Origin of the sequence: Streptomyces sp. NPDC098781 (assembly GCF_044759995.1) — a bacterium.
Lineage (GTDB): Bacteria > Actinomycetota > Actinomycetes > Streptomycetales > Streptomycetaceae > Streptomyces.
Genome location: NZ_JBIWAK010000002.1, coordinates 189076 through 206713, shown reverse-complemented (window position 1 = coordinate 206713; position 17638 = coordinate 189076). Strand labels below are relative to the sequence as shown.

Sequence of the window (17638 nt, the reverse complement as noted above, 5' to 3'; positions counted from 1 at the left end):
CAGACCAGGCCTCTTAGGATCACTGGCGATCCGAGCATACGAACCCTCCTCGGGAGTCCCCTTCCATGAAGACGATCGACGAACTCCTCGCCGAGTCAGTCGCGGGCCGGCGGGTCTTCGTCCGCGCCGACCTGAACGTGCCGCTGGACGGCACCACCATCACCGACGACGGCCGCATCCGCGCCGTGCTGCCCACCGTCAAGGCACTGGCCGAGGCGGGCGCGCGCGTGGTCGTGGCCTCGCACCTGGGCCGCCCCAAGGGCACCCCGGACCCCGTGTTCTCCCTGGCGCCCGCAGCCGCGCGCCTGGGTGAACTCCTCGGCGCCGAGGTGGCGTTCGCGACCGACACGGTCGGCGAGTCCGCCCAGTCCGTCGTCGCCGGCCTCGCCGACGGCCAGGTCGCCGTCATCGAGAACCTCCGCTTCAACGCCGGCGAGACCAGCAAGGACGACGCCGAGCGCGCCGCCTTCGCCGACCGGCTCGCCGCCCTCGCCGACGTGTACGTCGGTGACGGCTTCGGCGCCGTGCACCGCAAGCACGCCTCGGTGTACGACCTTCCGGCCAAGCTGCCGCACTACGCCGGCTACCTCATCGCGAACGAGGTCACCGTCCTCAAGAAGCTCACCGAGGACGTCAAGCGGCCCTACGTCGTCGCGCTCGGCGGCGCCAAGGTGTCCGACAAGCTGGCCGTCATCGACCAGCTGCTCGGCAAGGCCGACCGGCTGCTCATCGGCGGCGGCATGGCGTACACCTTCCTCAAGGCCCAGGGCCACGAGGTCGGCATCTCCCTCCTCCAGGAGGACCAGATCCCGGCCGTGACCGAGTACATGGAGCGGGCCGAGAAGAACGGCGTCGAGCTGGTCCTGCCGGTCGACGTGCTGATCTCCACCGAGTTCCCGGACCTGAAGACCAAGGCCCCGGCCAACCCCACGACCGTCGCCGCGGACGCCATCCCCGCCGACCAGGAGGGCCTGGACATCGGTCCTCAGACCCGCAAGCTGTACGCCTCGAAGCTCGCCGACGCCGGCACCGTCTTCTGGAACGGCCCCATGGGCGTCTTCGAGCACCCCGACTACGCCGAGGGCACCAGGGCGGTCGCCCAGGCCCTCGTCGACACCCCGGGCTTCACCGTGGTCGGCGGCGGCGACTCCGCCGCGGCCGTCCGCATCCTGGGCTTCGACGAGAATGCATTCGGCCACATCTCGACCGGTGGCGGCGCCTCCCTCGAATACCTCGAGGGCAAGACGCTCCCCGGCCTCGCCGCACTGGAGGACTGACCTCAATGAGCACGCGCACGCCGCTGATGGCGGGCAACTGGAAGATGAACCTCAACCACCTCGAGGCCATCGCGCACGTCCAGAAGCTCGCCTTCGCCCTCGCGGACAAGGACTACGAGGCCGTCGAGGTCGCCGTCCTGCCGCCCTTCACCGACCTGCGCTCCGTGCAGACCCTGGTCGACGGCGACAAGCTCAAGATCAAGTACGGCGCCCAGGACATCTCGGCCCAGGACTCCGGCGCCTACACCGGCGAGATCTCCGGCCCGATGCTGGCCAAGCTGAAGTGCACGTACGTGGCGATCGGCCACTCCGAGCGCCGCCAGTACCACGCGGAGACCGACGAGATCGTCAACGCCAAGGTCAAGGCCGCGTACAAGCACGGCCTGACCCCGATCCTGTGCGTCGGCGAGGAGCTGGACGTCCGCGAGGCGGGCAACCACGTCTCCCACACCCTCGCGCAGGTCGAGGGCGGTCTGAAGGACCTCCCGGCCGAGCAGGCCGAGTCCATCGTGATCGCCTACGAGCCCGTCTGGGCCATCGGCACCGGCAAGGTCTGCGGCGCCGAGGACGCCCAGGAGGTCTGCGCCGCGATCCGTGGCAAGCTCGCCGAGCTGTACTCGCAGGACCTGGCCGACCAGGTCCGCATCCAGTACGGCGGCTCCGTGAAGTCGGGCAATGTCGCCGAGATCATGGCGCAGGCCGACATCGACGGTGCCCTGGTCGGGGGCGCCTCGCTGGACGCCGACGAGTTCGTCAAGATCGTGCGCTTCCGCGACCAGTGAGTATGCGGTAGCGGCGATCCGTCGTACCCTTGCGGGGGCACAGCCCTGAGGCTGTGCCCCTGTCGTCCATCCAGATCCGAGGAAGTTGGTCCAGCCGTGGTTATGGGGTTCTCGATCGCCCTGATCGTCTTCAGCGGGCTGCTGATGCTGCTGGTGCTGATGCACAAGGGCAAGGGCGGCGGCCTCTCCGACATGTTCGGTGGCGGCATGCAGTCGTCCGTCGGTGGCTCCTCGGTCGCCGAGCGCAACCTCGACCGGATCACCGTGGTGGTCGGTCTGCTCTGGTTCGCGTGCATTGTCGTACTCGGCATCATGATGAAGGTCAACAACTGACCGGCACGCACAATCCATACGTAAGGCCCCATGTTCGGTACGCGCAGCTGAGCGCGGCCTATCATGGGGCTTGCGTCTTGGTGTAGGGGCTCTGTAACTCCAATCACTGGACGCGCGTTGGGCCTTACGTAGACTGAGGCGCTCGCAGCGAAGCGAAACGCCGACTCGCTTTGCGGCACCATCACGCAGGGAGTTACGACCGTGGCAAGTGGCAACGCGATCCGAGGAAGCCGGGTCGGGGCGGGGCCGATGGGCGAGGCCGAGCGGGGCGAGTCCGCGCCCCGGCTGCGCATCTCCTTCTGGTGCTCCAACGGGCACGAGACGCAGCCCAGCTTCGCCAGCGACGCGCAGGTCCCCGACACCTGGGACTGCCCGCGCTGCGGCTTTCCCGCCGGGCAGGACCGGGACAACCCGCCGGACCCGCCGCGCACCGAGCCCTACAAGACGCATCTCGCGTATGTGAGGGAACGGCGCAGCGACGCGGACGGCGAGGCGATCCTCGCCGAAGCGCTCGCCAAACTGCGCGGCGAGATCTAGGAATTGAGGCCGGCCGGCCACCTGCGGGTGCCCGGCCGGACCTGTCGGAACCACCGGCGCTCTGCCGCTCCGGGGCCGATTGTCAGTGGCGCCCTCTACGGTTTGTGTATCGATCTTCGGACCGAAGGATCGAGCAACCGAGGAGGGGGAGCCATGGCGACGGTCGGGGCGGAGGGCGCGTGTGCGCCCGCGTGGCGCGGTGGCTTCGGGCGGCTGTGGAGTGCCGCCGCGCTCTCCAGCTTCGGCGACTCCCTGCGTACGGCCGCCCTGCCGCTGCTCGCCGTGACACTGACGGACCGGCCGCTGCTGATCGCCGCCGTCACCGCGTGCGGCTATCTCCCGTGGATCGTCTTCGGGCTGCTCGGCGGCGCCCTCGCCGACCGGGTGGACCAGCGCCGCGCGATGTGGACGGTCGACGCGTCACGGGGCCTGCTGGTCGGCGCGTTCGCCATGGCCGTGGCGCTGGGGCACGCCTCGATCGGGCTGCTCATCGCGCTGGCCTTCACTCTGACCGCGCTCCAGACCCTGTTCGACAACGCCGCCACGGCGCTGTTGCCCGCCCTGGTGGCCCCCGAGGCCCTGGGCAGCGCCAACGCCCGGCTGATGACCGGACAGAAGATCACCGGCGGCCTGATGGGGGCGCCCGCCGTGCCGCTGCTGATCACCGCCGGGGCCGCCGTGCCCTTCGCGGTGGACGCCGCGACCTTCCTGGCGGCCGCCGCGCTGGTCGCCTCACTGCGGATCGAGCCGCCCGACCGCGACGCGAGACCGGCCGGCAGCACCCTGCGCCGCGAGATCGCGGACGGGCTGCGCACCCTGTGGCGTGACCGGGCACTGCGCGGGCTGTGCGCGGCGACCGCGCTGTGCAACGTCGGCATGGGTGCTCTCATCGCCACCCTGGTCGTGCTGGTCACCGGATGGCTGGACGCGGGCACCGCCGGATACGCGGTGGCGACGACCGCGTACACCGTCGGCTTCCTGGCCGGTGGCCTGGGGAACCGGTGGATCGCCGCCCGGCTGGGACCGACGCGCGCCGTGCTGATCGCCGGGCTCGTGCAGATCGGCGCCCTCGTCGTCATGGGCGGTGTGCGGAGCCTGACCGCGACGGCGGCAGCCCTCGCCGTCTTCGGCTTCATGGGCATGGTGTGGAACGTCAACACCACGACCCTGATGCAGCACCGGGCCCCCAGCGACATGCTGGGCCGGGTCAGCTCCGCCTTCCGCACCCTGGCCGTGGCCGGCGCTCCGCTGGGCGCCCTGCTCGGTGGTGCCGTCGCCACGGCCTGGGGGCTGAACACGCCCGCCCTGCTCGCCGCGGGCTTCTTCGTCCTTTCGGTCATCGCGCTGATACCTGGGCGCAAGCCGGACGTACCTCTTGTTGCGCCGGACGACGAGACCATGACCGCTCACGTCCCGCGCTGATCAATTAGGTTGGAACAGCTGGGACAGGCACGAAAGAAGGCTGAAGTCGGACATGAACGCAGACGGCCGTACCAGGCTCAACCAGACCCCCGAGTGGACCGCGCTGGCCAAGCACCGCGAGGAGCTCGGTGAGGTGCAGCTCCGGGAGCTGTTCGGCGCCGACGCGGGCCGCGGCTCGGGGTACACGTTGCAGGTCGGCGACCTGCACATCGACTACTCCAAGCACCTGGTCACCGACGAGACACTGCGGCTGCTGCGCGAGCTGGCCGCCGCCACGGACGTCTTCGGGCTGCGGGACGCCATGTTCCGCGGCGAGAAGATCAACACCACCGAGGACCGGGCGGTGCTGCACACCGCGCTGCGCGCACCCCGCGAGGCCGTGGTCGAGGTCGACGGGGAGAACGTCGTTCCGGGCGTGCACGCCGTCCTCGACAAGATGGCCGCCTTCGCCGACCGGGTCCGCTCCGGCGCCTGGACCGGGCACACCGGCAAGCGGATCAAGAACGTCGTCAACATCGGCATCGGCGGCTCCGACCTCGGTCCGGCGATGGCCTACGAGGTGCTGCGCAGCTTCACCGACCGCGACCTCACCGTCCGCTTCGTGTCCAACGTCGACGGCGCCGACCTGCACGAGGCCACCCGGGACCTGGACGCGGCCGAGACACTGTTCATCATCGCGTCCAAGACCTTCACCACCATCGAGACGATCACCAACGCCACGTCCGCGCGCAACTGGCTGCTGGGCGAGCTGAAGGCCGGCCCGGAGGCCGTCGCCAAGCACTTCGTGGCGCTGTCGACCAACGGCGAGAAGGTGGCCGACTTCGGGATCGACACGGCCAACATGTTCGAGTTCTGGGACTGGGTCGGCGGGCGCTACTCCTACGACTCGGCGATCGGCCTGTCCCTGATGGTCGCCATCGGGCCGGACCGCTTCCGCGAGATGCTCGACGGTTTCCGCCTTGTCGACGAGCACTTCCGCACCGCGCCTCCCGAGGACAACGCGCCCTTGCTGCTCGGCCTGCTGGGCATCTGGTACGGCAACTTCCACGACGCCCAGTCGCACGCGGTGCTGCCGTACAGCCACTACCTGTCCAGGTTCACGGCGTATCTCCAGCAGCTGGACATGGAGTCCAACGGCAAGTACGTCGGCCGGGACGGGCGGGAGGTGGACTGGCAGACCGGGCCCGTGGTGTGGGGCACGCCGGGTACGAACGGGCAGCACGCCTACTACCAGCTGATCCACCAGGGCACCAAGCTGATCCCGGCGGACTTCATCGGTTTCGCCGAGCCGGTCGCCGAGATGAGCGACGAACTCAAGGCGCAGCACGACCTGTTGATGGCGAACTTCTTCGCGCAGACGCAGGCGCTCGCCTTCGGCAAGACCCCTCAGGAGGTGCACGCGGAGGGGGTGCCGGAGGAGCTGGTGACCCACAAGACGTTCAAGGGCAACCACCCGACGACGACGATCCTCGCGCGCGAACTGACCCCGTCGGTGCTCGGTCAGCTGATCGCGCTGTACGAGCACAAGGTGTTCGTGCAGGGCGCGGTGTGGAACATCGACTCCTTCGACCAGTGGGGTGTCGAGCTCGGCAAGGTCCTCGCCAAGCGGGTCGAGCCCGCGCTGACCGAGGGCGCCGAGGTGCCGGGGCTGGACGCGTCGACGCAGGCGCTCGTCGCCAAGTACCGGGAGCTGCGCGGGCGGCAGTGACCGCGGACTCCTCGCGACCTCTGCTACGGAAAGCGGGCGGCGCGCTGCCGTCCGCTTCCCGTAGACTCCCTCGGCGATCATGAAATGGTCATCGGGGGAGTGCAAGTTGACTTATCCACGGGGGAGTTGGACCGGCGGTACGCTGACCGCCCGGTCGTTCCTGAAGCCTCATCATGTGGCGCGGGCGGTGTTCCACCCGACCTGGATCCCTCCGTCACTGGATCCGTCGGTGGACGCGCTCAAGCGGGTACGGGTCATCGCCGGGGCGGTCGCGGCGTTCGGTGTCTACACCTTCGTCGAGGGCGGGTTCGCCTTCGACGAGATGCTGGACAACGCGGCGACCGCCTGTGTGGTCCTGCTGTTCATCACACCCCTCACGGTCGGCGTGATGCTGTATCTCTGGCGGCGTTCCGGCGGCGGCACGGTGGCGCAGCTGCGGGAGCCGCTCGTCAGGTCGCTGAAGTTGCTGCTGCTGTTCATCGGCTCGGCGCTCGGGACGGTGCTGGTCTTCCGGTTGGGCGGGGCCCTCGGCACCCTCGGGGGCCTGCTGCTCAGCGCGGTGGGGCTCTGGCTGGCCTTCTTCGTGATCGCCGGCGCCTACCGGATCTCGGGGGAACTTCTTCGGCACCGCCGTAGTGCACCGCTGTCTGCCGCCGCTGCTCGCCACGGTGACGTCATGGCTGATGGCCGTCCCCGATCTCATCACCGGTGATCTGCACGGTCTCGGCCTCGCCCTCGGCGTCTTCTTCATCCTGGGTGCCCCGGTGACGGTCACGGCCATCTCCCTGCTGGAGATGGGCCGCCTCAGGAGCCGGTACGGCATCCGGCTGGCGGACCACCCGGCCGTCCTGCCACCGATGCCGATGCCGATGCCGACGCCCACGCCCATGCCTCCGCCACCGCCGTACGCGCCCAACGGCTTCGTACCGCCGCAGGGCAACCCCTACGCACCGGGCCCGCAGCCGCCGTACACCGCGCCGCAACAGCCATACACCGCGCCGCAGCAGCCTTACAGCCCGCCGCCCCCGTACAACCCGCGGTAATCCCGCCCGTCAGGCCACCGCGCTCAGTGTGTCCGCGAGGCGGCGGCGGGCCGCGCGGGACGCGGGCACGGCGGCGAGGGCCGCCGCGCCCGCGACCGCCGCCGTGCCGAAGAGCAGCAGCAGTGCGGGGGACGGACCCTGGGCGATCCCCGAGCCGATGCCGCTGGATCTGCCCTGGGAGTCGATCAGCCAGTGACCGAGAGGCGCCCCCACCGCGATGCCGACGGCCACCGCGGCCAGGGCGGTGCAGGCGGTGGAGGTGACCGTGATGGCGGTGATCTGCCGCGGGGACAGACCGATGGCCTTGAGGGCCAGCAGATCGCCCTCGCCCTCGCGCACGGTGCCGCCGATCGCGGTGAGCAGTTCGATGAGCCCGATCAGGGCCAGGACGACGATGAGGCCCACGACGACTCCGCGCAGCGGGGAGAGCCCGTCGGCGGGATTCGGTACGGCATGGACGTCCAGGCGCCCCTGGCCGGCGTCGGCCAGCCGGTCGCCGACCTCACCGGGGTCCGCGCCGGGGCGGAGCCGCAGTTCGTAGAGGGTGGGGCCGAGACCGGGGTCGTTCTCGCGGAGGGTGTCCAGGGAGGTGGAGATGACCCGGCCGGCGTTCTCCGGTTCGATGCTGCGACCCACGATGTGCAGGATCTGCGGCTGGTCGCCGACGGTCATCCGCACCCAGTCGCCGACCTTCACGTCCAGCAGCTCCAGCAGCCCCTGCCCGGCCACCGCCTCGTCGCGGCCCACCGCGGCACGGCCCTCGGCCAGCGCGTACGGATAGGGGTCCGCACGGGTGCCGAGGCCGCGCAGGGCGATCGTGGCGGTCTGGCCCGGGACCAGCGCGGCCACCTCGACGCCCGGGTAGGCGGCGGCGACCTGCCGGTCGCGTTCCAGCAGCATGCGGGCTTCGGCGTCGGCCAGATCGGAGGTGTGGACGGTGAGGGCGGTCGGCAGGCCGACCTGCTCGGGTCGGCTGTCGAAGCGCTCGATGGTGGTCCACGCGCTCATCGCCACCACGATCAGCAGCAGCGGCAGCGCGAGCCGGGCGACGGTGGCCAGGGACCGCGGGCGGCGGGTGAACGCCTGGTGCCAGCCCAGCACCAGCGCCGGCGGCAGCCGCAGACCGAGCGCCTGTCGGGCCGCTCCCGAGAGCCGGCCGCCGAGCGGAGCGGCACGCCGGGGCACCGGCACCGGGGGGACCCGCCCCGCCCGCCAGGCCGCGAGCCCCGTCGTCGCGCCGATGAGCAGCACCGCCGCCACCGGTATGGCGAACAGCGCCACCGTGTGACCGGGCAGCCCGTGCCACACCCCGACCGCGTCCCCGAGCCGGCCCGGGATACGGCTGCCCAGGGCCTGGATGACGGCGGCGGCGGCCACGGCGCCGAGCAGCGCGTAGGCGAGGTGCTGGAGCAGGAAGACGCGGACCACCTGACCTGGTGTGAAGCCGATCGCCTTCAGTACCGAGATGTCCCGCAGATGCCCCCGGATCCGGGTACCGATCGCCCCGTGCACGGCGAGCCCGGCGGCGACCAGCGCGCCCAGCCCGAACAGCCCCAGCACCTGCCCGAGCAGCCGGTTGTCGGTCTGTGCCTCGGCGCGGGCCTGCTTCCAGGTGGAGACCTCGCCGATGGCACCGGCACCCAGTACGGTCACGGCTCGCTGGACGGCGTAGTCGGTGTCGTCGGGGTCCGTCAGGCGCAGCCCGATCGCCTGGCCGCCCGAGTTGCGCACAGCGGAGGGCGGCGCCCAGACGAGGCCCGCACGCTCGCCCGCCCGGTAGCGCGGCTCGGCGCTGTCGGCGATGCCCAGGACGGTCAGATTCCGGCCGGTGCCGGGCAGGGTGACGGTGTCGCCGGGAGCGGCCAGCAGGGCCCGGGCCAGGCGGGTCTCCAGGACGACGCCGTCGGGGTTCGCGGGGTCCAGCCAGTGGCCGGAGGTCACCAGGGGGCGGCCGACGGCGGGGCGCTCGGGGGTGCCGCGCAGTTCGACCGAGGCGCGGGTGCCCCGGGAGGTCAGGGTCGTGGACGTGGTCGGGTAGGGGCCCGCGACGGACTCGACGCCGTCGATGCCGGCCAGCTTCCCGGTGTCCGCGGCGGCGCCGGTGTGCAGCCATACGTGCGCGCCGTTCGCCTGGGTGAAGACGCGCTGCCAGGGGTTGGTGGCGTAGCCGAACAGGGCCGTGGCCAGCAGCAGCGAGACGACGATCCCGGCCGTGGCCAGCACCAGGAACAGCGCCTCGCCACGGTGTGTGCGCAGATCGGAGTGCGCCCATCGCAGGCTGGCTCGCATCTCAGTCCCTGAGCTCCAGCACACCCGACGTGCCGGTCCGGCGCGGCGGCGGGCCGCCGTCCAGTTCCGCGTCGTCGGCTATTCGGCCGTCGAAGAAGCTGATCACCCGGTCCGCGGCGCTCGCCAGCCGGGCGTCATGGGTGACCAGCACGATCGTCTGGCCGCGCTGGTGGAACCGGGTCAGCAGCCGCATCACCTCGCGGGTGCCCTTGCTGTCCAGGCTGCCGGCGGGTTCGTCGGCCAGCAGCAGCGGCGGCCGGTTCACCAGCGCACGCGCCAGCGCGACCCGCTGCTGCTCGCCGCCGGAGAGCTCGCCCGGCATGCTCCGCTCCTTGCCCGCGAGGCCGAGCTCGGTCAGGAGCTCCGTCCGCTCGACACGTGCCCGCTTGGGCGGGACGCCGGCCAGCAGGGCGGGCATCTCGACATTGTCGGCGACGGACAGGTTGGAGACAAGGTTGAAGAACTGGAAGACGATCCCGATCCGCTTCCTGCGCTCCACCGACCAGCGGGCCTCACTCCACCGGTCCGCGCACTCGCCGTCCAGCCAGATGCTTCCGTCGTCCGGCCGCTGCAACCCGCCCAGCAGATGCAGCAGGGTCGACTTGCCGGCGCCCGACGGACCGGTGACGGCCAGGAACTCGCCGCGCCGGACCGAGAGGTCCACACCCCGCACGGCATGCGCCGGGGCGCCCTCGCCGTAGTGCGTCTTGGCCAGGCCCTCGGCGCGCAGCACGGGATTCCCGGCACGCGGCACGGCAGCGGAATCGGCGCTCTCCACAGAGCTCACTCCAACTCCTCCAGCTCTTCCTGGCACCGTTCCAGCCAGTCCAGGTCGGCCTGGAGGTGCAGCATCGCGCCCTCGATCAGCAGGTGCGCGATGCGGTTGTCCCGGTTCTCGGCGGCGGCCAGTTTCGACAGTTGACGCATGGTGTTCAGGTACTGGCGCCGTTGTTTGTTGATCAGGGCGACCTGGTCGGCGAGACCGGTCTGCGGGGCGAGGGCCAGTTTCATGAAGAACTCGTCCCGCACGCGCGGCTCGTCCTCGGTCTCCTCGAACCAGACGCGCAGCGCCTCACGCCCGGCTTCGGTGAGGTGGTAGACCTTCTTGTTGGGCCGGCTCGACTGCTCGACGTCCTCGCCCTCTATCAGCCCCGACTTCTCGAGGCGGCCGAGAGTGACATAGATCTGGCCGACGTTCGGCTGAGGGTACGCGGAGCCCAGCAGTAGCTCAAGGTCCTGCTTCAGCTCATAGCCGTGGGCCGGGCCGCGCGCCAGCAGGGCCAGGAGGGGCAGCCGCACTCGTGCTCTCCTCCCGCTCCCGAGTCAATGTGCCGCAGGCCCTAGTATCGCCCATACCTAACAGGTATACATGGCCCCTGACAACGGGCGAGGACGCCCGGTGCCGGTGTACAGGGAGGAACCTATGCGGTGGATCCGAGCCGCCGGTAGGGGCCTTCTCGTTCTCGTCGTGGTCATGACCGGTTACGTCGCCTCCGGCGCGCGCGCCGACGAGGGGCCCGCGGACGGCAGAGGGCCCCTGACCCTCGCCACCGCAGGCGACCTCACCGGCTATCTCGGCTCCGTGCTGGACGGCTGGAACCGCGCCCACCCCGACGAGAAGGTCACCCTCGTCGAACTGCCCGACTCGGCCGACGAGACACACGCGCAGATGACCACCGACCTGCGCGGCGGCGAGCGCAGCCGCTTCGACATCCTGAACATCGACGTCAGCTGGACCTCGGAGTTCGCCGCGCACGGCTGGATCCGCCCGCTGGCCCGCGACCGCTTCCCACTGGACACCTTCCTGCCACCGGTCGTGGACACGGCGACCTACGACGGACAGCTGTACGCGGTCCCGTACGTCACCAACGCCGGCCTGCTGCTGTACCGCGAGGACATCCTCGCCAAGGAGGGCGTCGACCCCCCGCGCACCTGGGCCGAGCTGGAGAAACAGGCGAAGACCATCGCCCCGAAGTACGGCCTCGACGGCTACGCCGGCCAGTTCCTGCCGTACGAGGGCCTCACCGTCAACGCCGCCGAGGCCGTGTACTCGGCGGGCGGTTCGATCCTCGGCGACGAGGGCGAGCGGGTCACCGTGAACTCGACGGCGGCCCGCGACGGCATCGGCTTCCTCGCCCGGGGTGTGCGCGAGGGCTGGATCCCGAAGCGGGCGCTGACCTTCAAGGAGGAGGAGTCCAAGCAGGCCTTCCAGGACGGCCGGCTGCTCTTCCTGCGCAACTGGCCGTACGCCTATGTCGGCGCGTCGGCCGAGGGCTCGCCGGTCTCCGGGAAGATCGGCGCCGTACCGCTGCCGGGTCCGGACGGGCCCGGGACGAGCGTGCTGGGCGGCTCCAACCTGGCCGTCAGCGCCCACACCGAGCACCCCGACTCAGCCGCGCGCCTGCTCGCGTACCTGGCCGGCGAGCGCGTCCAGCGCCAGGTCCTGACCCGCGGCGCGCTGCCTCCCGTGCGGGCCGACCTGTACGAGGATCCGGAACTGGTGCGGGAGTTCCCGTATCTGCCGACCCTGCGCGAGAGCGTGCTCACGGCCGCGCCGCGCCCCAAGAGCCCTCGCTACGACCAGGTGAGCCTGGCGGTGCAGGCGGTCGTGCACGACGCGATGAGCGGGCGCGAGACGCCCGAGGCGGCGGTGCGCAGGCTCGCGCGGGAGCTGGCGACCGTCTCCAGCCGCTAGTTACTTGTTAGGTAACGGCGGAGTCTCATCTGTGGTGAGAATGCCCGGCTAAGTCCAAATTTGGCAGCCCAACTCACCAGTATCCTTTGTTTCTTTCATTGACACCCTCGCGATACGGCTACCTAACATGCATGCATGTTGAGTAAGCACCACTGGTGGCGCGACGCGGTGATCTACCAGGTGTACGTCCGCAGCTTTCTGGACAGCACCGGCGACGGGGTCGGCGATCTCGCCGGGGTCCGGGCCGGGCTGCCGTATCTGAAGAAGCTCGGGGTCGACGGGATCTGGCTGAGCCCCTTCTATCCCTCCCCGCAGCACGACCACGGCTACGACGTCGCCGACTACTGCGACGTCGACCCGCTCTTCGGCGACCTTGCCGAGTTCGACCTGCTGGTCGCCGCGGCTCGGCGGCTCGGCGTCAAGGTGCTGCTGGACATCGTCCCCAACCACTGCTCCAGCGAGCACAGGTGGTTCGAGGAGGCGCTGACCGCCGAACCCGGCAGCGCGGCCCGTGCCCGCTTCCACTTCGCCGACGGCCGCGGCGCCGACGGGACCGAGCCGCCGAACAACTGGCACGCGATGTTCGGCGGTCCGGCCTGGAGCCGGGTGACCGAGGCGGACGGGCGGGCCGGGCAGTGGTACCTGCACATGTTCACGCCCGAACAGCCCGACTGGAACTGGCGCAACCCCGAGATCGGCGCCGAGTTCGACCGGGTCCTGCGCTTCTGGCTGGACCGGGGCGTCGACGGTTTCCGGATCGACGTCGCCGCCGGCCTCTACAAGCACCCCGAGCTGCCCGACTCCGACGACCCGGAGGCCGACGCCCGCACCCGTGACTCGGTCAACCCGCTCGCCTGGAACCAGCCCGAGGTGCACACGGTGTGGCGCCAGTGGCGCGCGACCTGCGAGGAGTACACCGCCGGCGACGGCCGCGAGCGCCTCCTGGTCGGCGAGGTGTCCGTGCCGAGCGCCCGTGAACACGCCCTGTACGTCCGCTCCGACGAACTCCACCAGGCCTTCTTCTTCGACCTGCTCAGCGCCCCCTGGGAGGCCGACGCCTTCCGCAAGGTCATCTCCGAGGCCATGCAGGACATAGCCGGCACCGGCTCGACGGTCACCTGGGTCCTCAACAACCACGACCAGGTCCGCACCGTCACCCGGTACGGCGAACCCGCCACCGAGGGCAGCGGACTCGGCGCCGCCCGCGCCCGCGCCGCCGCGCTGCTGATGCTGGCGCTGCCCGGAGCCGCGTACATCTACCAGGGCGAGGAGCTCGGCCTGCCCGAGGTCGTCGATCTGCCCGACGACGTGCTCACCGACCCGATCTTCCACCGCACCGGCAGCCGGGCCCGGATACGCGACGGCTGCCGGGTGCCGCTGCCGTGGTCGGGGCAGGCGTCGCCGTTCGGCTTCACCTCCGGCGCCGAGAGCGCCAAGCCCTGGCTGCCGCAGCCCGAGTACTTCGCCGAGTACGCCACCGACCGCGCCCTCGCCGACACCCGCTCCTTCTGGCACCTGTACCGCGACGGACTCCAACTGCGTTCCGCCCTGCCGCAGTTGGGCGAGGGAACGCTGCGCTGGCTGGACACCCCGCCCGGCGTGCTGGCCTTCGAACGCGGCGACGGCCTCGTCTGCGCCGTCAACTTCGGTACGGCGCCCACCCCCGCACCCGTCTCCGGCACCCCGCTGCTGTCGAGCGGCCCCTGCCCGGCCGGAGTGCTGCCCGGCTCGACCGCCGCCTGGTGGATCAACGACCGCTGAACCCCCGAACCACCCTCCGTCACCTCCCCATCCCCGAAGGGACATCAACGATGATGCGACGACGTACGACCCTGCTCACCGGCTGCACCGCCCTCGTCCTGGCGCTCGGCGCCACCGCCTGCGGCGGCGGCCCCGTGTCCGCGGGCGGCGGCGACAAGGCGCTCGGCGGCCAGACGGTCACCGTGGCCGGTGTCTGGTCCGGCAGCGAGCAGAAGAACTTCCAGAAGGTGCTGGACGCGTTCACGGAGAAGACCGGCGCGAAGACCCAGTTCGTCTCCACCGGCGACAACGTCTCCACCGTCGTCGGCAGCAAGATCGAGGGCGGCAACGCTCCCGACGTGGTGATGGTCCCGCAGGTCGGGGTGCTCAAGCAGTTCGCGGCCAGCGGCTGGCTCAAGCCGCTGTCCCCCGCCGCCCAGAAGTCCGTGGACGCCAACTTCGCCCCCGTCTGGAAGGACTACGGCAGCGTCGACGGCTCCCTGTACGGCCTCTACTTCAAGGCCGCCCACAAGTCGACCGTCTGGTACAGCCCCGACGCCCTGACGCAGGCCGGCGTCGAGCCGCCGAAGTCGTACGACGACATGCTGAAGGCCGGGCAGACCGTCTCCGACTCCGGACTCGCCGCCTTCTCGGTCGCCGGACAGGACGGCTGGACCCTGACCGACTGGTTCGAGAACGTCTACCTCTCCCAGGCCGGACCGGAGAAGTACGACGCCCTCGCCGCGCACGAGCTGAAGTGGACCGACGCCTCGGTCGTCGAGGCGCTCACCACCCTCGGCAAGCTCTTCAAGGACAAGCAGCTGATAGCGGGCGGCCAGAAGGGCGCGCTCAACACCGACTTCCCGGGCTCGGTGGAGAAGGTGTTCGGGCCGAAGCCCGAGGCCGGCATGGTCTACGAGGGTGACTTCGTCGCGGGCGTCGCCAAGGACCAGTTCGGCAAGTCGATCGGCGAGGACGCGAACTTCTTCCCCTTCCCGGCCGTCGGCGGCGGTGACGCGCCCGTGGTCAGCGGCGGTGACGCGGCCGTCGTCCTGAAGGACGGCAAGAACCAGAAGGCCGGCATGGCACTCCTGGAGTACCTGGCGACGCCGGAGGCCGCGGCGGTGTGGGCCGAGGCGGGCGGCTTCCTGTCCCCGAACAAGAACGTCGATCCCGCCTCGTACGGCGACGACGTCACCCGGGCTACCGCCAAGTCCCTGATCGACGCGGGCGATTCGGTCCGCTTCGACATGTCCGACCAGGCCCCGGCGGCGTTCGGCGGCACCAAGGGCGCGGGCGAGTGGAAGCTCCTTCAGGACTTCCTGCGCGACCCGTCGGACCCGAAGGGCACCGCGGCGAAGCTGGAGGCCGCAGCGGCCAAGGCGTACGAGGGCCAGGGCTGACCCGACATGACCGCCACACTCGTGAAAGAGGCGGGCCGGGGGGCCGCCGCGGGCACCGGCAAGGCGCGGGGCCGGGGCACGCGGCGGCGCGGCCGGATCATCGCCCTGCTGTTCGTCTTCCCCGCGCTGCTCCTGCTCGGCGCCCTGGTCGTCTACCCGGTCCTGTTCTCCGTCGGACGCAGCTTCTTCGACGCCTCCGGCACCCGTTTCGTGGGCGGCGAGAACTACGCGGAGATGTTCCGTGACCCGGCCACGCTCAAGGCCATCCGCAACACCACGATCTGGGTCGTGGTGGCCCCGGCACTGCTCACCGGCCTCGGCCTGATCCTGGCCGTGCTGGTGGAGAAGGTGCGCTGGGCGACCGCGTTCAAGCTGCTGCTCTTCATGCCGATGGCGGTCTCCTTCCTCGCGGCCGGCATCATCTTCCGGCTCGCCTACGACGAGGACCCGGACAAGGGCGTGCTGAACGCCGCCGTCGTCTCCGTGCACGACGCCTTCCAGGGCACGTCGACGTATCCGACGGCACGGGCGCGGGACGGACAGGGGCTGACCAAGGACGGCGACGGCTCGTACCGCACCGGCGCGAACGTGTCCCCGGGCGACGCGGTGACGCTCGGCCTGGTCGGCGTGCTGCCCGACGACCTGCCCGGCGGCACCGAGCCGGCGTACCAGGCCGCCGGGCGGAAAGCGGGCGCCGGTGAGCTGCGCGGGGTGGTGTACCTCGACTTCACACCCGGCGGGGGAGGCGAGCAGGGCAAGGTCGACCGGCGGGAGAGCGGGCTGCCGGAGATGAAGGTCGAGGCGGTGCGAGCGGGGGAGACCGTCGCCTCGACGACCACGGCGTCCGACGGCTCCTTCCGCTTCGAGGGCCTGGACGACGGCTCGTACACGGTGAAGCTGCCGGCCTCGAACTTCGCCGCCCCCTACGAGGGCGTCTCCTGGCTCGGTCCCACGCTCGTCACACCGGCGATCATCGGGGCGTACCTGTGGATCTGGACCGGTTTCGCGATGGTGCTGATCGGTGCGGGTCTGTCGGCGCTGCCCCGGGACGCGCTGGAGGCGGCGCGGATGGACGGCGCGAACGAGTGGCAGATCTTCCGGCGGATCACGGTGCCGCTGCTGGCACCGGTCCTCACGGTCGTCTTCATCACCCTCGTCATCAACGTGATGAAGGTCTTCGACCTCGTCTACATCATCGCGCCCGGTCCGGTGCAGGAGGACGCGACCGTGCTCGCCACCCAGATGTGGCTGGTGTCCTTCGGCGGCGGCAACAACCAGGGCCTGGGCAGTGCGCTGGGCGTGCTGCTTCTGCTGCTGGTCATTCCGGCGATGGTGTTCAACGTCCGCCGTTTCCGAAGGAGTCAGCGATGAACGCGGTCAGGCGGGGCCTGGGCAACGGGTTGGTCCAGGCGTTTCTGGTGGTGATCGGGCTGGTGTGGCTGACCCCGCTGGCCGGACTGTTCCTGTCCTCGTTGCGGTCGGCCGAGGAGACGGCGAACGGCGGCTGGTGGACGGTGTTCACCAGTCCCGGCCAGCTGTCCTTCGACAACTACTCGGCGCTGCTGGGGAACGCCGGGATCAGTCAGGCCTTCTGGAACACCGTGCTGATCTCGGTGCCGACGACCCTGCTGGTGGTGGTCATCGCGGCGCTCGCCGGGTACGCCTTCGCGTGGCTGGACTTCCCCGGCCGCGAGGCGATCTTCCTGGTCGTGGTGGCGCTGCTCGTGGTGCCCGTGCAGATCGGCCTGCTTCCGGTCGCCAAACTCTTCGGCCAGCTGGGGCTGTTCGGCACGATTCCCGGCGTCGTGCTCTTCCACGTCGCCTACGGGCTGCCGTTCGCGGTGTTCCTGCTGCGGAACTACTTCGCCGAGATGCCGAAGGAGATGCTGGAGGCCGCGCGGATGGACGGCGGCAGCGAGTGGCGGATCTTCACCCGGCTGGTCCTGCCGGTGGGGCGCCCGGCGATCGCGTCCCTGGCCATCTTCCAGTTCCTGTGGGTGTGGAACGACATGCTGGTCGCCCTGCTGTTCGCCGACAGCACCGCGCAACCGCTGACCGTTGAACTCCAGTCCCAGATACGGCAGTTCGGCAGCAACATCGATGTGCTGGCGCCCGGGGCGTTCGTGTCGCTGGTGGTGCCGGTCGTGGTGTTCTTCGCGTTCCAGCGGCACTTTGTGCAGGGTGTGATGGCCGGGTCGGTGAAATAGGGGGTTCCTCGCCCCCGCCGCCCCTGCCCAGGCCCCCGCTGTCGGCCCTGAAGGGGCCTCGTCCTCAAACGCCGGACGGGCTGAAAATCCAGCCTCTCCGGCGTTTGAGGAGCGGGGGTCCAGGGGGCAGAGCCCACTGGCGGGGTCGAAGGGGCGGAGCCCCTGGAGGACGGGACGGGTAGGGGCGGCGGGGGCGAAACCC

General features: G+C 70.7%; 16 protein-coding genes. 13 read left to right on the top strand and 3 right to left on the bottom strand.

Annotation, left to right across the window (positions count from 1 at the left end):
* Window positions 1-65 precede the first annotated feature (65 nt).
* The 8 genes from ACIQWG_RS07010 (at window position 66) to ACIQWG_RS06975 (ending at window position 7102) form a co-directional block, all read left to right on the top strand.
* On the top strand, window positions 66-1277 hold the full coding sequence (locus ACIQWG_RS07010) for a phosphoglycerate kinase (protein ID WP_404091359.1): 1212 nt from the start codon (window positions 66-68) through the stop codon (window positions 1275-1277).
* 5 nt (window positions 1278-1282) lie between these two features.
* On the top strand, window positions 1283-2059 hold the full coding sequence (gene tpiA, locus ACIQWG_RS07005; RefSeq protein ID WP_404091357.1) for a triose-phosphate isomerase: 777 nt from the start codon (window positions 1283-1285) through the stop codon (window positions 2057-2059).
* Between the two features lie 102 nt (window positions 2060-2161).
* Window positions 2162-2392, top strand: coding sequence for a preprotein translocase subunit SecG (gene secG, locus ACIQWG_RS07000; protein ID WP_030951411.1), 231 nt, complete (start codon window positions 2162-2164; stop codon window positions 2390-2392).
* Window positions 2393-2593: 201 nt separating this feature from the next.
* Window positions 2594-2929: an RNA polymerase-binding protein RbpA gene (locus ACIQWG_RS06995; RefSeq protein ID WP_003957010.1), complete on the top strand. Its 336-nt coding sequence runs from the start codon at window positions 2594-2596 to the stop codon at window positions 2927-2929.
* Window positions 2930-3082: 153 nt separating this feature from the next.
* Window positions 3083-4351, top strand: a complete 1269-nt coding sequence (locus ACIQWG_RS06990; RefSeq protein WP_404091354.1) for an MFS transporter — start codon at window positions 3083-3085, stop codon at window positions 4349-4351.
* 52 nt (window positions 4352-4403) lie between these two features.
* A complete protein-coding gene (gene pgi, locus ACIQWG_RS06985) occupies window positions 4404-6059 on the top strand; it encodes a glucose-6-phosphate isomerase (RefSeq protein WP_404091351.1) in 1656 nt (551 codons plus the stop codon).
* Between the two features lie 106 nt (window positions 6060-6165).
* Complete coding sequence (locus tag ACIQWG_RS06980; protein WP_404091348.1) at window positions 6166-6771, top strand: hypothetical protein; 606 nt, start codon at window positions 6166-6168, stop codon at window positions 6769-6771.
* Window positions 6743-7102: a hypothetical protein gene (locus tag ACIQWG_RS06975; protein ID WP_404091346.1), complete on the top strand. Its 360-nt coding sequence runs from the start codon at window positions 6743-6745 to the stop codon at window positions 7100-7102. The genes ACIQWG_RS06980 and ACIQWG_RS06975 overlap by 29 nt, the downstream gene beginning before the upstream one ends.
* Before the next feature lie 9 nt (window positions 7103-7111).
* On the opposite strand, the gene ACIQWG_RS06970 is transcribed toward ACIQWG_RS06975, so the two are convergent.
* From ACIQWG_RS06970 to ACIQWG_RS06960, 3 genes are read right to left on the bottom strand one after another with little or no spacing between them, the layout of a single operon-like run.
* Window positions 7112-9391 carry an FtsX-like permease family protein gene (locus ACIQWG_RS06970; protein ID WP_404091343.1) on the bottom strand — a complete coding sequence of 760 codons (2280 nt, stop codon included), beginning with the start codon at window positions 9389-9391 and terminating at the stop codon, window positions 7112-7114.
* Window position 9392: 1 nt separating this feature from the next.
* Window positions 9393-10169: an ABC transporter ATP-binding protein gene (locus ACIQWG_RS06965; protein ID WP_404093472.1), complete on the bottom strand. Its 777-nt coding sequence runs from the start codon at window positions 10167-10169 to the stop codon at window positions 9393-9395.
* A gap of 5 nt (window positions 10170-10174) precedes the next feature.
* On the bottom strand, window positions 10175-10690 hold the full coding sequence (locus ACIQWG_RS06960) for a PadR family transcriptional regulator (protein WP_404091340.1): 516 nt from the start codon (window positions 10688-10690) through the stop codon (window positions 10175-10177).
* Window positions 10691-10814: 124 nt separating this feature from the next.
* On the opposite strand from ACIQWG_RS06960, the gene ACIQWG_RS06955 reads away from it, so the two are divergent.
* From ACIQWG_RS06955 to ACIQWG_RS06935, 5 genes are all read left to right on the top strand, one after another.
* Window positions 10815-12086, top strand: coding sequence for an ABC transporter substrate-binding protein (locus tag ACIQWG_RS06955; protein ID WP_404091337.1), 1272 nt, complete (start codon window positions 10815-10817; stop codon window positions 12084-12086).
* Window positions 12087-12221: 135 nt separating this feature from the next.
* Complete coding sequence (locus ACIQWG_RS06950; protein ID WP_404091334.1) at window positions 12222-13847, top strand: glycoside hydrolase family 13 protein; 1626 nt, start codon at window positions 12222-12224, stop codon at window positions 13845-13847.
* A 50-nt stretch (window positions 13848-13897) separates the two neighbouring features.
* Window positions 13898-15229 (top strand): ABC transporter substrate-binding protein, encoded by a 1332-nt coding sequence (locus tag ACIQWG_RS06945; RefSeq protein ID WP_404091331.1) that lies wholly within the window; start codon window positions 13898-13900, stop codon window positions 15227-15229.
* A gap of 6 nt (window positions 15230-15235) precedes the next feature.
* Window positions 15236-16600, top strand: coding sequence for an ABC transporter permease subunit (locus tag ACIQWG_RS06940; protein WP_404091328.1), 1365 nt, complete (start codon window positions 15236-15238; stop codon window positions 16598-16600).
* Window positions 16597-17436, top strand: a complete 840-nt coding sequence (locus tag ACIQWG_RS06935; RefSeq protein ID WP_404091325.1) for a carbohydrate ABC transporter permease — start codon at window positions 16597-16599, stop codon at window positions 17434-17436. Before ACIQWG_RS06940 ends, ACIQWG_RS06935 begins: the two co-directional genes overlap by 4 nt.
* Window positions 17437-17638: the final 202 nt, after the last annotated feature.

Bases quoted from the DNA above. Each gene is read 5' to 3' on its own strand.
- ACIQWG_RS07010 (WP_404091359.1), top strand. From the start codon at position 66: ATGAAGACGATCGACGAACTCCTCGCCGAGTCAGTCGCGGGCCGGCGG.
- tpiA (WP_404091357.1), top strand. From the start codon at position 1,283: ATGAGCACGCGCACGCCGCTGATGGCGGGCAACTGGAAGATGAACCTC.
- secG (WP_030951411.1), top strand. From the start codon at position 2,162: ATGGGGTTCTCGATCGCCCTGATCGTCTTCAGCGGGCTGCTGATGCTG.
- ACIQWG_RS06990 (WP_404091354.1), top strand. From the start codon at position 3,083: ATGGCGACGGTCGGGGCGGAGGGCGCGTGTGCGCCCGCGTGGCGCGGT.
- pgi (WP_404091351.1), top strand. From the start codon at position 4,404: ATGAACGCAGACGGCCGTACCAGGCTCAACCAGACCCCCGAGTGGACC.
- ACIQWG_RS06975 (WP_404091346.1), top strand. From the start codon at position 6,743: ATGGCCGTCCCCGATCTCATCACCGGTGATCTGCACGGTCTCGGCCTC.
- ACIQWG_RS06970 (WP_404091343.1), bottom strand. From the start codon at position 9,391: ATGCGAGCCAGCCTGCGATGGGCGCACTCCGATCTGCGCACACACCGT.
- ACIQWG_RS06955 (WP_404091337.1), top strand. From the start codon at position 10,815: ATGCGGTGGATCCGAGCCGCCGGTAGGGGCCTTCTCGTTCTCGTCGTG.
- ACIQWG_RS06950 (WP_404091334.1), top strand. From the start codon at position 12,222: ATGTTGAGTAAGCACCACTGGTGGCGCGACGCGGTGATCTACCAGGTG.
- ACIQWG_RS06945 (WP_404091331.1), top strand. From the start codon at position 13,898: ATGATGCGACGACGTACGACCCTGCTCACCGGCTGCACCGCCCTCGTC.
- ACIQWG_RS06940 (WP_404091328.1), top strand. From the start codon at position 15,236: ATGACCGCCACACTCGTGAAAGAGGCGGGCCGGGGGGCCGCCGCGGGC.
- ACIQWG_RS06935 (WP_404091325.1), top strand. From the start codon at position 16,597: ATGAACGCGGTCAGGCGGGGCCTGGGCAACGGGTTGGTCCAGGCGTTT.